This window comes from Lentzea aerocolonigenes (assembly GCF_000955955.1).
GTDB lineage: Bacteria > Actinomycetota > Actinomycetes > Mycobacteriales > Pseudonocardiaceae > Lentzea > Lentzea aerocolonigenes_A.
In genome coordinates, this window is sequence record NZ_JYJG01000176.1 from 1 (window position 1) to 1,245 (window position 1,245).

The following is a 1,245-nucleotide window of genomic DNA, read 5'->3' on the forward strand; positions in this document are numbered from 1 at the left end:
TGCCGTCGACGTGCAACGTCCTGCCATCGGCAGCATGCACCACCAGCGAACCGTCCACAGCGGACTGTGCCGACACGTAGAACGTCCGCTGCGGCAGCCGCATGCCCTGCGTCACCTCGTGGCGCGGCGCGGGTTCGGGGCCGTCCCAGAACGTCACGCCGACCGCGCGACCATCCCGCATCAGCGAAGCAGACCGCACGGCGGCCGGGTCGAACGAGACCCAGCGAGGCTCCTGCGGCAGCCTGCCCAGCGCGAGCGCCGCACCCGACGAGAAGTGCTCCCACCGCCCGTCTCCGCGCACGTAGGTCTCCCACGTCCCGTCGCCGCGGTGCGTGTGGATGCCGGCGTTGGCGGCCGGGGCGACCACCGGCTGGCGGTACCCGAACTCCGCGAGCGTCCGCTGGAAGTCGTGGGCCACCCCACCCATTTCCCTGACCGCACCGGTCTCGCAGGACAGCAGGACCAGGGCCTCGCGGCCGGCCATCAGCTCACGGAACGGCCGGAGGTCGTGCAGCGCCCGCGCCAGGACGTCTCCGCTCATCCCGACGGTGCGCCCGTCGGTGAGCGTGAAGTCCGCGCCTTCGGCGTTGCCGTGGAGCACGACGTAGGCGGAGCGCTCCGGCCACGGCGCGGGTCGCGAGCTGTCCGTGCCGTCGCGCAGGTCCTGCGCCGATCGCCACCAAGTGCTCTCGCTCTCCCCCAGGCGCATCGTCGTGCCGCGGTGGGGGCGCGACATCTGCGACTGGTGCTCACGCAGGTCGGCACCGACGAGGAACTCCATCCCGATCGGAGCGCCGTCCGGGCCGCGGAGCACGGTCGAGCGCACCTCGCTGGTGCGGAACCGCGTCCACTGCCCGTCTGCCGTCATCGCGGGCAACTCCACGCCGTGGACCGCGTCCGGCGCCGGGAACGTCCGCCAGGAACCACCGCGGTCCAGGACGAGCTGGCCACCAGTGTCCAGCCACGACCCCGTCCGCAGGTGCACGTCCGTCGTCGGCGCCACCACGAGGTGGTCCCACCCCGCGGCCGCCAGCCCGCGCTGGAAGCCTTCCGCCGCGCCGCTGAGTCCAGACCGGCCGCTGAGCAGCACCAGCGAACCGCCCTGGTTGGAGGCGGCCAGGTGCCCGAACCTGTCCAGGCCACCCAGCAGCCGGCCGAAGTCCCATCCGTCCACCCGCACCGGCGAGCCGTCGGTCAGCCGCAGCTCGAAGCCGCCGGCGGCGCCCTCGACCGCGACGTACATCG

The 1,245-nt window shown here is 73.4% G+C and carries 1 protein-coding gene; it reads right to left on the minus strand.

All coding sequences use genetic code 11. The features are described from left to right. A partial coding sequence (locus UK23_RS52865) for a hypothetical protein (RefSeq protein WP_045313872.1) occupies positions 1-1,245 on the minus strand: 1,245 nt, incomplete at both ends.